The sequence below is a fragment of the Streptosporangium sp. NPDC049046 genome, from assembly GCF_040649155.1.
Lineage (GTDB): Bacteria > Actinomycetota > Actinomycetes > Streptosporangiales > Streptosporangiaceae > Streptosporangium.
Genome location: NZ_JBEZEZ010000024.1, coordinates 105852 through 118906 on the forward strand (window position 1 = coordinate 105852; position 13055 = coordinate 118906).

Consider the following 13055-nt stretch of genomic DNA (forward strand, 5'->3'; position numbering starts at 1 on the left):
TCACGGACTTCGCATCCACCGACGTGCCCGCAAAGTCGGGCAATACTCCCCTTTTTCGTGTTTTTTACCTATCCGTATATCCCCTCACCGAGGGTCACAGCCTGCCGAACCAGTCGCGTACGGCGTCGATCCCGCCGGTCCCGAGCGCGACCATCAGCGCGTACCGCGCCTTCGACGGCGCCAGGCCGCGGGCGCCGATCGCCCCGACGCGAGCGGCGAGCCCCGCGCCCAGGCGCAGTTCGTCGAGCGGGGTCGCGTGGGTGCGGCACCTCGACGCGACGACCACCGGGATCCCCCACTCCGTCAGCTCGGCGATCGTCGTGAAGAGCTCGACCGGTACGTTGCCCAGGCCGGTTCCCTCCAGCACGACGCCCTGTGCCCCCGCGTCCACGACGGCGGTGAGCGACGCGGGACCGATCCCCGGATAGGTCTTGATCAGGGCCACGTCCGACGCGGGGTCCCCCACGAACGCGGGCGGCCGGGGCGGCGGGGCCGACAGCGGCTCGACCCGGCCGCCGACCACCCGGCCCAGCACGGGAAAGGTGCCCGACGAGAACGCCGCGACGCTCGTGGCGTCGACCTTGGTGACCCAGCGGGCCGCGTGGATCTCGTCGTTCACGCACACGACGGCCCCGGCACCGCGCAAGGCGCCGTCGGCGGCGGCCGTGATGGAGGAGGCGAGGTTGCGCGGCCCGTCCGGGGACAGCTCGTCCAGGGAGCGCGTGGCCCCGGTCAGCGCGATGGTTCCGCGCTCCGCCGCCCGGCCCGCGAGCAGGTCCACGAGATAGGCGGTCTCCTCCAGCGTGTCGGTGCCGTGCGTGATCACGACGCCGTCGAACCCGCGCTCCAGGACGGCCGAGCGTGCCCTGCGGGCCAGGTCCAGCATGGTCGAGGTCGACATGTCCCAGCTGGGCTCCGCCATCACGTCCTCGACCACGACGTCCGCGGCGATCGCGCCGGGCGGGAGTGCCCGCAGGAGCTCGGCCCCGGACGAGAACCCCGGGCGGCCGGGCGCGTAGGAGTAGGCGATGAGATCGCCGGTCGCCAGCAGCAGCACACGCTTCAAGGCGCGGTCCCTTCGATGGGCCGTGTTCGGGTCTCCTCCATTTATAACCCAGGACTACCCCCATTGGGGTTATCTTCGAGGTCGTGCGATGTCAGGAGAGGTCGTCGGGGGCGGATGCCTTCGGGGCGGCTGGACGCGGAGGCGTACGAGGGCCGCCAGAAAGACCGGTGCGGGAAACCGTCAAGGGGCCGCACCGGCGGGGACCGCTGAAGGAGCGGCACCGGAAGGGACCGCCGAGGGGACCGCACCGGAAGGGGCCGCCAAGAGAACCGCTGAGGGAGCCGCACCGGAAGGGGCCGCGCCGAAGGTGGGGTTTGCCCTACCTTTTTCTGGGATACCTCGCCCCTGTGTCCCGGCCGTCCCGATCTCTACCGTGGTCGTATGACCGCCATCGAGATGACCACCCCCTGGGAGAGGATCAGCGCCCACTGGTCCGCACGGACCTGGCTCCGCACCGCGCACCTGGTGGTGGGGGCACCGATCGCCCTGCTGGGCGCGTGGACGATCCTGGCGCTGGTGGCGGCGTCGGTGCTGCTGGTGTGGACCGTGGTGGTCCCCGTGGTCGCGCTGCTGCTGTCCTTCGTGGTCGTCCGGCTGCTCACCCGGGTGCAGCGGTCCCGGTTCGCCGCCTTCCTCGACGTCGACATCCTCCCGGTCGCGCGCCGCCCCCTGAGCATGAACCCGTTCAGGCGGCTGGTTCAGGAGGCGAGGACGCTGAGCGCCTGGCGCCGGCTCGGATACCACCTGCTCGCCCCGCTGATCAGCGGCATCGGCGCCTTCTCCGTCGTCGGGGCGTGGGCGGGCGGCCTGGTCACCGCCGCGCTCGCCGTGCGGTACTGGGCACTGGAGGAGAGCTGGCGGAGCGTGGCGTTCGTCCTCGTCTCGGGGACCCTGTTCGTCGCGGCGCCGTGGGTGGCCCGCGGGTTCGCGCTGCTGGACGTGATCGCCGCCGAGGCCCTGCTCGGGCCCAGCCTGAGCGACCAGCTCGTCCAGCGGGTCGAGACGTTGCAGGAGAGCCGGGCCGAGGTGGTCGACGCCGCGGACGCCGAGCGCCGCCGCATCGAGCGGGATCTGCACGACGGCACCCAGCAGCGGCTGGTCTCGCTCGCGATGAACCTGGGCATGGCCCGCGCCACCCTCACCGACCTGCCGGAACCCGCACGCGAGGTGATCGTGCAGGCGCACGAGGAGGCGAAGCAGGCCCTCAAGGAGCTGCGCGACTTCGTCCGGGGGCTGCACCCGGCCGTGCTCAACGACCAGGGCCTGGACGCGGCGCTGTCCGGCCTCGCGGTGCGGGCGCCGTTCCCCGTACGGCTGAGCGTCGACATCGCCGAACGGGTCTCTCCCACGGTCGAGGCGGTGGCGTTCTTCGTCGTGTCCGAGTCGCTCACCAACATCACCAAGCACGCGGGGGCGTCCTGCGCCGAGGTCGTCGTCGAACGCGTCGGTGACCGCCTCCACGTCGCCGTCGGCGACGACGGCCACGGCGGCGCGGACCCCGACGCCGGGACCGGCCTGCGCGGCCTCGCCCGCCGGGTCGGCTCGGTGGACGGCATCCTGTACGTCGACAGCCCGCTCGGCGGGCCGACGACGATCAGAGTGGAGCTGCCGTGCGCGTAGTGCTCGCCGAGGACTCGGTGCTGCTGAGGGAGGGGCTCGTCCGCCTGCTCGGCTCGGCGGGCATCGAGGTCGTGGCCGCGGTGTCCGACGCCGAAGGGCTGCTGCGCGCCGTGGACGAGCATGTCCCCGACCTCGTCGTCACCGACGTGCGGATGCCGCCCTCGCACACCGACGAGGGTCTGCGCGCGGCGCTCGTGCTGCGCCGCCAGCGGCCGACGCTCGCGATCCTCGTGCTCTCCCAGTACGTCGAGGAGCGCTACGCCACCCAGCTGCTGTCCACCGCGACCAGCGGGATCGGCTACCTCCTCAAGGACCGGGTGGCCGACGTCGAGGAGTTCCTCGACGCGCTGCGCCGGGTCGCCGCCGGAGGCACCGCCCTCGACCCCGAGGTGGTCGCCCAGCTGCTGCTGCGCAGGCACAGCGACCCGCTGGACCGGCTCACTCGCAGGGAGCACGAGGTGCTCTCACTGATCGCGGAGGGCCGCTCCAACACCGGGATCGCCGAGGCCCTGGTGGTCTCGGAGAGCGCGGTCGGCAAGCACATCAACAACATCTTCACCAAGCTCGATCTCTCCGGCGCCGACAAGGACCACCGCCGGGTACTCGCCGTCCTGCGATTTCTGAGGGTTTGAAAGCATGCCGATACGAAACAACGTGCGGATCGCCTGGCTGGTCGCGGGCGGTGCGCTCACCGCGCTCGCCGTCGCCCTCACCGCCATAGGGGCGTGGGCCGAGATCACGGCGCCCCGCCGGACCACCGAGACCACAGCGCGGTCCTGGGCGCTCACCGCGCCGGGGATCGTCGTGGAGAGCGCGAGTCACGTCAACATCTCGGTCGCGCCTGGAGCGGTGAAGCGGCTGGACCTGGAGCGGATGCTCTCCTGGGCCGGGGACCGGCCCGTGGTCACCGAGGAGTGGGACGGGCGGACGCTCAGGCTCGACGTCCGCTGCCCCGGCGTCGACCGTCCCGGCGACCCCGCCTGCCAGGCCGACTACATCCTGCGCGTACCCGCCGCCACCGACGTCGAGGTGAAGTCCCGCCGCTTCGGGACCCTCATGGCGAGCGACATCGACGGTGACCTGCGCCTCTCCACCACCGTGGGCGACGTGATCGTGGACGGTACGAAGGGCGATCTGTGGGCACGGACGCGGACGGGGGACGTGATCGGCATCGACCTCGGGTCCACGAAGGCCGACGTCGAGACCGGTACGGGAGACGTCGACCTGGGGTTCACGGTCCCGCCCGGCGACGTCGGCGCCGTGGCGAGGACGACCGGCGACGTGAGGGTGAGGGTGCCGGACGGAGAGGAGTACCGGGAGGGCTACGACGTGCGGACCGGCCCGGGGCACGCGGTCGTCGAGGTGCGGCGCGACCCGGCCGCACCTCGTCGGATCACCGCTCTGACCGGGAGCGGTGCGCTGCACATCTTCCCGTTCTGACCCATCCCCCTGGCCGGAAAAGGACGAACCGCACATCCTCCCGCCCTGACGGGTAGGGGCGAGCCACGCATCCTCCCCTTCTGTCCCATCCCCCTGACCGGCGGGGACGAGCCACGCATCTTCCCCTTCCGATCCACCCCCCTGGCCGGAAGGGGACGAACCGTACTCCCTTCCCGTCCTGGTCCACCCTCTCCCCCTAGAGTGGGAGCGTTCCCACGCATTGAGGGAACCTCTCGACGCCGGGCCGCGACCGTGCTCATGATGGCGGTGGAACGCTTCCACCGACCGGGACGACGGCGACCCGCCACCCCGCGCGTTCCGGCAGTCGCGAGAACCGACGGGGGGTTTTCGAAGCATGACCGCAACGACCATCTCGGCCCGGGGCGAGACCCTGGCCTTTCCCCAGGGCTTCGTCTGGGGGGCGGCGACCGCCGCCTACCAGATCGAGGGCGCCGTGCGAGAGGGCGGGCGCGGCCCGTCGATCTGGGACACGTTCTCCCGCACGCCCGGAAGGATCGCCGACGGCCACACCGGCGACGTGGCCTGCGACCACTACCACCGTTACACCGACGACGTCCGGATGATGGCGGAGCTGGGCCTCGGCGCCTACCGGTTCTCGGTCGCGTGGCCCAGGATCCAGCCGTCGGGCTCCGGGCCCGCCGTCGCCGACGGGCTCGACTTCTACGACCGGCTGGTGGACGAGCTGCTCGCGGCCGACATCGCGCCCTACGTGACGCTCTACCACTGGGACCTCCCCCAGGCGCTGGAGGATCGGGGTGGGTGGACCGACCGCGACACCGCCTACCGCTTCGCCGACTTCGCGCGCATCATGCACGACCGGCTCGGTGACCGCGTCGGGACGTGGATGACGGTGAACGAGCCGTGGGTGTCGGCGGTGCTGGGGTACGGCATCGGCATCCACGCGCCGGGCCGCGCGTCGGCGGCGGAGGCGTTCCGCGCCTCCCACCACCTCCTGCTCGCCCACGGACTGGGCGCCCAGGTGCTGCGCGAGGCGGGCGCCCGCGAGATCGCCCTCACCCTGAACCTCACGCCGGTGATGACGCCCGGCCAGGTGAACGACCCCGACCTCGTCCCCTCCGCCGAGGACGCCGAGGCGGTGGAGCGGATCGACTGCCTCATCAACCGGCAGTTCCTCGACCCCGCCCTGCGCGGGAAGTATCCCGACCCGGCGCTCGCCATCATGGAACGCATGGGCGGGATCGACCACATCCGCGACGGCGACCTCGAAACGATCAACCAGCCCGTCGACCTGCTCGGGATCAACTACTACACCCCCTGCGTCGTACGGTCCCGGCCGGGCGAGCCCGCCAACGCCGCCTACCCCGGCAGCGAGGACATCCTGTTCAGCGGCGCCCACGCCCCGACGACGGCAATGGGCTGGGCGATCGTGCCGACCGGTCTCTCCCAGCTGCTCACCCGGCTCTCGCGCGACTACCCCGAGGTCGGCCTGCTCGTCACCGAGAACGGCGCCGCCTTCGACGACGTGGTGGAGGACGACCGCGTGCACGACGCCGACAGGACCGCGTTCTTCGAGAGCCATCTGAGAGCGGCGCACGCCGCGATCGAGGCAGGCGCCGACCTGCGCGGTTTCCTGGTCTGGTCGCTGATGGACAACTTCGAGTGGGCCGAGGGCTACCACAAGCGCTTCGGGATCGTGCACGTCGACTTCGAGACGCAGCGTCGGCTGCCCAAGGACAGCGCGCTGTGGTACCGCGAGGTGATCCGGCACAACGGGCTGCACCGCGAGCGCGCCAAGCGTCCCACCCTGGAGGCGGTCGCGGCCCGCGCGGGCGTGTCGAGGTCGACCGTCTCCCGGGTGATCAACGGTGAGGGCACGGTCAGCGACGAGTTCCGCGCCATCGTGATGAACGCCGTGAACGAACTGGGCTACGTCCCCAACTCGGCGGCCCGCAGCCTGGTGACCCGGCGCACCGACTCGATCGCGCTCGTCGTCTCCGGCTCCCCCGCCTCGGTCAGGGCCGACGACCCGCTGTTCTCCGCGATCGTCCGCTCGGTCACCGGGGAACTGGAGGAGTCGGGCAAGCGCGTCACCCTCATGCTCGCCGACTCGTCGGCCGGTCGGCTCCGGGTGGAGCGGTACGCCGCCTCGGGGCACGTCGACGGGGTGGTGCTCGTGTCCACCCGGGGCAGCGACCCGCTGCCCGCCGCGCTGGCCCGCACGGGCGTCCCCGTCGTGTCACTGGGCAGGTCCGCGATGGAGACGCGGATCTCGTACGCCGACATCGACAACGTGGGCGGTGCCGCCTCGGCGGTGAGGCACCTCCTCGACCGGGGACGGCGGCGGATCGCCGCGATCTCCGGGCCCCCGGACGCGATCGGCGCGGGGGAGCGGCTTGAGGGATACCGCAAGGCGCTGCGCGACACCGGGCACCGGTCGATCATCGCCGTCGGCGACCTCACCCTCGCCTCGGGCGCGGAGGCGATGCGCCAGCTCCTGCGCGACGATCCGGCCCTCGACGCGGTCTTCGCGGTGGGCGACCTGATGGCGATCGGCGCCCTGCGGGTGCTGAGCGAGTCGGGACGGCGGGTGCCGCACGACGTCGCGATCGTGGGGTTCGACGACATCGAGGCCGCCTCCTACACCGTGCCCGCGCTCACCACGGTGCGCGTGCCCACGAAGGACCAGACACGGGTGGCGGTGCGCCTGCTTCTCCGCCAGATCGACGGCGGGCCCATGTCGTCGACGATCCTGCCCACGGAGCTGGTCGTCCGGGAGTCCACCTGAGCTGTTCGAGACGCTGGACGTACCCGACGCGCTGACCGCGAGCCGCGTCCGGCGGCCCGCGCCCCGGACGCGCCTCGCGGACCGGGGGCGCCTCGCGGACCGGGGGCGCAGGGACGCGGGCGGGAGGCCCGACGGTCAGCCGGGGGTCTGGAGGAGGACCTTGCGCTCGTCCGCGGTGAGCTCGCGGACGGTGCGGTCGCGGGCGAGCTTCAGAACCTCCTCCATCGGGCCGCACACGTCGCACCGCCAGACCCGGACAGTGGCGTCGCCGTGCGTGGTGACCAGGTGGCGGCCGTCGCGCCCGAACCCCACGCTCTCGACGGAGGCGCCGTACCCCTGGAAGACCACGGGCTCGCCTCGGCCCGCGGCCGTCCAGATCCTGACGGTGTTGTCGTTGCCACTGCTCGCCACGTGCAGCCCGTCGGGACTGAAGGACACGCTCCACACCAGACCCTGATGCCCGCGCAACACCACCGGCTCGCCGCGTCCCGAGACGTCCCACACCCGGACCGTGCCGTCGTTGCCGCCGCTCGCCACGTGCAGCCCGTCGGGACTGAAGGACACGCTCCACACCAGACCCTGATGCCCGCGCAACACCACCGGCTCATCGTGTCCCGAGACGTCCCACACCCGGACCGTGCCGTCCTCACCCGCGCTCGCGACCCGCCGCCCGTCCGGACTGAACGCGACGTACCTGACCACTCCCCGGTGGCCGCGGAGCACGAGCGGCTCCCCTGCTCCCGAGGCGTCCCAGACGCGGGCCGTGCCGTCGTTGCCGCCGCTGACGACCCGCCGCCCGTCCGGGCTGAACGCGACGCTCCACACCATCCCGAGGTGACCGCGAAGGAGCACGGGCTCCCCGCGCCCCGAGGCGTCCCAGACGCGGACCACGCCGTCCTCCAGCGCGCCCGCCACCCGCCGCCCGTCCGAGCCGAACGCGACGTCGAGGACCTCCCCGCCCTTCGGACGCAGCACGACCGCGTCGCCCTCGCCGGTGACGTTCCCGACGCGGACCGTACCGTCGCTGCCGGCGCTCGCCACCCGCCGCCCGTCGGAGCTGAGATCGGCGCTCCACACCTCCCCGGTGTGACCGCGCACGATCGCGGCGTCACCCGCCGCCGTCACGTCCCACATCCGTACGGTGCCGTCGTCGCTCGCGCTCGCGAGCGTGCGGCCGTCCGGGCTGAACGCGGCGCTCCACACGGTGCCCCGGTGACCGCTCAGCACCAGGGGGGCGATGGAGCCGCCCGCGCCCCAGACGTGGACCGTGCCGTCGTTGCCGACGCTCGCGATCCGCCCGTCACGGCCGAACGCCACCCCCTCGACGGTGCCGTCGTGCCCGCGCAGGACCTTGGAGGTGCCGTCGTGCCCGCCCGCGCCCGCACCGGGCACCTCCCACGTCCGCACGGTGCCGTCGGTGCTCGCGCTCGCCAGGCGGTCGCCGTCCGAGCTGAACGCCACGCTCTCCACCGAGTTCTCGTGTCCGCGCAGCACCGTGGGCCGCTTTTCGCCCTCCGGGTCCCACAGCCGTACCGTGCCGTCGCCGCCCCCGGTGACCAGGCGCCTGCCGTCAGGGCTGAACGCCACCCCCAGGACCCGCCCCTCGTGCCCGCGCAGGACCTTCGGCGCCCCGCCGTCGGCGAGGTCCCACACCCGCACCGTGCCGTCGTTGCCGGCGTCGGCCAGGCGCCGCCCGTCGGGGCTGAAGGACACGTTCCACACCGCTCCCTCGTGTCCTCGCAGAACCTCGGGCGCCTCCACACCCGTCAGGTCCCACACCCGCACCGTCCCGTCGACGCCCCCGGCGGCCACGTAGCGTCCGTCGGGGCTGAACACCGGGTTCCACGCCTCGCCGTCGTGTCCCCGCAGCACGACCGGATCGTCCGGTGACAAGCCCCGACCGTTCACCTTCCACACCCGTACGGTCCCGTCACCACTGCCCGTGACCAGGAGGCGCCCGTCAGGGGAGAAGGAGGCACCGCAGACCTTGCCGCCGGCGACGGGCAGGACGAAACCCACCCGGGAGTCGACGACGGCCTGCCTGAGGACCGAGGCGGCCTCGACGGTGTGGCTGACCTCGTACGCCCGCCGGGCGAGCAGCAGGCCGAGCTGGGGATCGAGCTGGAGCCTGCCGCGGGCGTCGGCGGCGAGCTGGCGGGAGTAGGCGAGCTCCTGCCCGCGCTGTGCCCGGTCCGCCAGGACGAAGGCCATCACGGCGAGCGCGCAGACCACCACTCCGACCACCGTCGTGCCGATCAGCGCCAGCCGGACCCGCCTGCCGCTCGCGGCGCGCTCACGGGCCTCGCGTGCCCGCGCGGCCTCCAGGAAGGCGCGCTCCAGGTCGTTGAGTCGGTCGAGTTCGCGGCCCTCCCAGGCGGTCAGGCGCATCCCCCGGTAGAGAAGCTCGTCCTCGCGCCCGTGCTGCCCCCACTCCGCGGCGGCCTCGGTGAGCCGCCGGTGAAGACGGACGAACTCCCGGTCCTCGGCGAGCCAGCCCCGCAGCCTGGGCCAGGAGCGGATAACCGCCTCGTGCGCCACCTGGACGCTGTCCTCGTCGACGGTGAGCAACCGGGCCTCGGTGAGCCTGCTCAGCACGGTCGCCACCGCCGTACCGTTCGGGCCGGAGAGCAGCTCGTCGGGGGCGACGCGGCGGCGGGTGTCCTCGGTGCCCTCGCCGAGCGCCGTCAGGCGCAGGAACACGTTCTTGACCAGGTGGCGCTCCCCGTCGCCGAACTCGCCGTAGACCCGCTCGGCGCTCTGCGCGATGGCCCCCTGGATGCCCCCGGCCGCGCGGTACCCGGTGAGCGTCATCGCGTCGCCCTTGCGCCGCTTCCACGTCTCCAACAGCGCGTGCGAGAGCAGCGGCAACGCCCCAGGCTCCGTACGGCAGTCGCCGAGAATGGCCTCGACGAGCGCCCGGTCGACCCTGAGCCCGGCGCGGGTCGCCGGTCCGGTGACCACCTGCCGCAGATCGTCGTCGTCCATGGGCCCGATCAGCAGCTGCCGGTCGCGCAGCGCGGCCACCAGCGGCGGATGTTCCGCGCACCTGGCGTAGAAGTCCGCGCGAACCCCCAGCACCACCCGCGCCCGGTCGCCGCCGTCCGCCGCGGCGAGCAGCCAGTCGAGGAAGGCCACCCGTTCCCGCTCGTCGCCGCAGAGCGTGAAGACCTCCTCGAACTGGTCGACCACGATCACGGCACGCGCCGACCTCGGCCGTCCCTCCAGCAGCTGCCCGACGTCGAGGCGGGCGTTCGCGTGCCCTGCCGTCAGCCCCGCGTGGAGTGAGGAGGCGCTCACACTCATCGCGTTCGCCAGGCCGATCGCGAGCTCCTCCAGCGGATGCTCGCCCGGGGTCAGCAGCAGCGTCGGCCACGCCTCGCTCCCCGGCAGCGCTCCGCCCCACAGCGTCGGCAGGAGCCCCGCACGCAGCAGCGACGACTTCCCGCTCCCCGACGGGCCGAAGACCGCCAGCAGGGAGGTGTTCTCCAGCCGCGCGCACAGCTCGGCGACCAGGTCCTTCCTGCCGAAGAACCGGTCGGCGTCACCGGGGTCGAAGGTCACCAGCCCCAGGTACGGGGCGTCCTCGCCCTCCTTGGCCCGCTCGGCGGCGTCCGCCGAGGCGAACTCCGCGGCCAGCGTCCGCCATCGCCTCTCCCAGGCCGCGGGGTCGCCACCGCACGCCTCGACATAGGCGAGGGTGACCGCGAGCGTGGGGAAGATCTCCCCTCCGGCCGCCTCCGACAGTGCCGTCACCGAGTAGTGCGCGCGCCGGGACAACTCCCGGTAGCTCGGCTTTCCCGCTGCCTCCCGCAACTGCCGTAGTTCTGACGCGAACCGCTGAAGTGGGCTCGCGTCGGGATCGAGTGCCCTTTCGGGTCGCCCCATTCAGCCCCCGCCGGCATGCGATCGTCGTTGTCTTCTCCAGCAGATCAATTCTGGACAAGTCGAGATGCAACCATGCCCGGCCTCACGGGTCCAGGGGTTGGGCCGAATCGCCGGATCGGCGCCCGTCGAAAACGACGTCGCCGAGGGGCACCGCCGGGAGGCACACCCCCGCACCGGCCCCAGAGAAAACGATGCGGGGGTTCTCGTGCCGTCCTTTCGGTATCGCTCACGCGCGCGATCCGACGGCGAAACGCCGGCCTCTTCGTTCCCCGTGGAGGCTCGGCGTCCGAGCACCGTCCGGGGTGGTTCCGGCCTGCGGACCGGAGCCACCCCGGGCGGAATCAGGTGGTTCTGAGGAGTGACGCGCGTCGCCCTGGCACGTTCCCCATCACGGGCCGCTCACGGCGGCCGGGCCGTACTCCCCCTGTTCTAGCGCTTCCGGCTTTGTCCAGCACAGATCTCGCGAACTAGACAAACAACGTGTACCCGCAGGGCGAGACGGTCCGGGCCCGATGAGCGTCCCGGCGGGCGTGCGACGGCCCGGGCGGGGCGAGTCCTCCGCCTCGCGGGCGGGCTCGGCCGCCCCGCCCGGATCGGCTCGGTCATGCCTCTGTCGGCTCGGTCGTGCCTTTGTCGGGTCCGCTCGGCCGTGCCCTTCCCGAGTCGGCTCGGTGGCGTCTTCGTCGAGTCGGCCCGGTCGCGCCTTTGTCAGGTCGGCTCGGCCGTACCCCTCCCGAGTCGGCTCAGTCGTGAGCCTTCTTCCCCTTGGCGTTGACCGCGTACCACTCGCCGCCGAAGCCGTCGACGTCATGTCCCTTGATCTCGCCGGCCTCGGTGTCCTTGGCGAAGTAGTAGAGGGGATGACCGTTGTAGGTCACCTGCGTCGTACCGTCCTCCCGCTCGGTGGTGCCGAGCAGGTCCTCCTTGACGCCCTCACCCGCCTCCGGCGTCCCGTCCGTGACGTACGGCGGCCACGCCCGCGCGCAGGCGTCGGAACACGACGACTTCCCGTCCTTGTCCTTGTCGAAGAGGTAGAGCGTGCGTCCCTCCTCGCCGACCAGAACCTTTCCGATCTTCGTCTCACCCAGTTCGACCTTGGCCCTGGTCGCCTCCGAGGGCGAGAGCGAGTCGGAGGGTTCCGGCGAGGTGGGTGACGCTTTGACCTGGTCCGCGACGATCGGCTCGGTCGCACTCCCGTCGCCGGCGCCGCCGCACCCCGCGGTGAACACGCCGAGCGCGAGCACGCCGGCATGAAGTAACTTCCTCATCTCCGTCCCTCCAGGCAAGCAGTGCCATTACTCCTGGACAGGAGACACGCTGCGACCCCGACTGGAGGGCGCGACACGGACCCCCTTGGCAATCCTTTGCCCGCCCTTGCGAGATCCGTCCCACGCCCTGCCTCTCGCCGAGGTCATGTGCGAAACGCGGGGAAAGGCGAAGGCCACGGGGGCTGCGGGGAATGGCGGGGTGCGAGGTCAGCCGCGGGGCCGCGTGGGAACGGCCAGGGGGGCAAGGTCAGCCGGAGGGCCGCAGGGCCGCGCGCGAGCGGCGGCGGTGCGCCTTCTGACGGCACGCAGCGTTGCAGAACCGGGCGGGGCGGCCCGTGCGCGCGGCGTGGATCGGTTCGCCGCACACCTCGCACCGTGAGCGGGTCTCGCCGCGAACGCTCTCCTCGCGCGGTGCCACCACGGCCCGAGTTTCGTTACGTAACGATACCGGGGGATGAGTTTCGTTACGTAACGGTGTCGCGGCCGGCGCGGTGTCCGCGCGGGCGTCGTAGGCCGCGCGGGCGGCGGCGATCTCGTTCTGGTGCCGCTCCGTCCAGGTGACGAGCGACTGGATGGTGTCGTGCAGGGTCACGCCGAGGGGGGTGAGCTCGTAGTCCACCCGGGGCGGCACGACGGGGTGCACGGTGCGGCGCACCAGGCCGTCCCGCTCCAGATGGCGCAGGGTGACGGTGAGCATGCGCTGGCTGACGCCGTCGATCTCGCGGCTCAGCTCGGTGAAACGCAGGGTGCGGCTGTCGAGGAGCGCGATGACGAGCAGGGACCACTTGTCCGCGACCCGGTCGAGGATCTGGCGGACCTCGCAGTCTTCCCGGGTGTCCCACTGACGGGCGTCGTAGGCATCGTGGGCGCTGTGGGCGCCGTAGGCGCCGTCGGTATCGGGGCAGCGACTCGGTGACTTCGAAGTGCCTTCTTCCATGGTCATCGATGGTGTCTCATGATGCGACTACTTACAAGAGAGAACCGATCACGGTTCCCGCGCCTCTTCGAG

8 protein-coding genes are annotated in these 13055 nt (G+C 72.3%); 4 read left to right on the forward strand and 4 right to left on the reverse strand.

The window, feature by feature from the left end:
* Positions 1–94 precede the first annotated feature (94 nt).
* Positions 95–1057 (reverse strand): asparaginase, encoded by a 963-nt coding sequence (locus AB0B96_RS29825; RefSeq protein WP_362903961.1) that lies wholly within the window; start codon positions 1055–1057, stop codon positions 95–97.
* A gap of 390 nt (positions 1058–1447) precedes the next feature.
* Between AB0B96_RS29825 and AB0B96_RS29830 the strand changes: the two genes are divergently transcribed.
* From AB0B96_RS29830 to AB0B96_RS29845, 4 genes are all read left to right on the forward strand, one after another.
* Positions 1448–2686, forward strand: coding sequence for a histidine kinase (locus AB0B96_RS29830; RefSeq protein WP_362903924.1), 1239 nt, complete (start codon positions 1448–1450; stop codon positions 2684–2686).
* Positions 2677–3318: a response regulator transcription factor gene (locus tag AB0B96_RS29835; protein ID WP_350942321.1), complete on the forward strand. Its 642-nt coding sequence runs from the start codon at positions 2677–2679 to the stop codon at positions 3316–3318. Before AB0B96_RS29830 ends, AB0B96_RS29835 begins: the two co-directional genes overlap by 10 nt.
* 4 nt (positions 3319–3322) lie before the next feature.
* Entirely contained in the window at positions 3323–4126 is an 804-nt protein-coding gene (locus AB0B96_RS29840; protein ID WP_362903927.1) for a hypothetical protein, read from the forward strand.
* Positions 4127–4481: 355 nt separating this feature from the next.
* Positions 4482–6893 (forward strand): GH1 family beta-glucosidase, encoded by a 2412-nt coding sequence (locus tag AB0B96_RS29845; protein WP_362903929.1) that lies wholly within the window; start codon positions 4482–4484, stop codon positions 6891–6893.
* Between the two features lie 135 nt (positions 6894–7028).
* On the opposite strand, the gene AB0B96_RS29850 is transcribed toward AB0B96_RS29845, so the two are convergent.
* From AB0B96_RS29850 to AB0B96_RS29860, 3 genes are all read right to left on the reverse strand, one after another.
* Complete coding sequence (locus tag AB0B96_RS29850; protein ID WP_362903931.1) at positions 7029–10778, reverse strand: hypothetical protein; 3750 nt, start codon at positions 10776–10778, stop codon at positions 7029–7031.
* Positions 10779–11521: 743 nt separating this feature from the next.
* Entirely contained in the window at positions 11522–12046 is a 525-nt protein-coding gene (locus tag AB0B96_RS29855; RefSeq protein ID WP_362903933.1) for a hypothetical protein, read from the reverse strand.
* Between the two features lie 247 nt (positions 12047–12293).
* On the reverse strand, positions 12294–12983 hold the full coding sequence (locus AB0B96_RS29860; RefSeq protein WP_362903935.1) for a helix-turn-helix domain-containing protein: 690 nt from the start codon (positions 12981–12983) through the stop codon (positions 12294–12296).
* Between the last annotated feature and the right edge of the window lie 72 nt (positions 12984–13055).

What these genes read in the sequence shown, in the direction of transcription:
- AB0B96_RS29830 (WP_362903924.1), top strand. Translation starts at nt 1,448, where the DNA reads ATGACCGCCATCGAGATGACCACCCCCTGGGAGAGGATCAGCGCCCAC.
- AB0B96_RS29840 (WP_362903927.1), top strand. Translation starts at nt 3,323, where the DNA reads ATGCCGATACGAAACAACGTGCGGATCGCCTGGCTGGTCGCGGGCGGT.
- AB0B96_RS29845 (WP_362903929.1), top strand. Translation starts at nt 4,482, where the DNA reads ATGACCGCAACGACCATCTCGGCCCGGGGCGAGACCCTGGCCTTTCCC.
- AB0B96_RS29850 (WP_362903931.1), bottom strand. Translation starts at nt 10,778, where the DNA reads ATGGGGCGACCCGAAAGGGCACTCGATCCCGACGCGAGCCCACTTCAG.
- AB0B96_RS29855 (WP_362903933.1), bottom strand. Translation starts at nt 12,046, where the DNA reads ATGAGGAAGTTACTTCATGCCGGCGTGCTCGCGCTCGGCGTGTTCACC.
- AB0B96_RS29860 (WP_362903935.1), bottom strand. Translation starts at nt 12,983, where the DNA reads ATGGAAGAAGGCACTTCGAAGTCACCGAGTCGCTGCCCCGATACCGAC.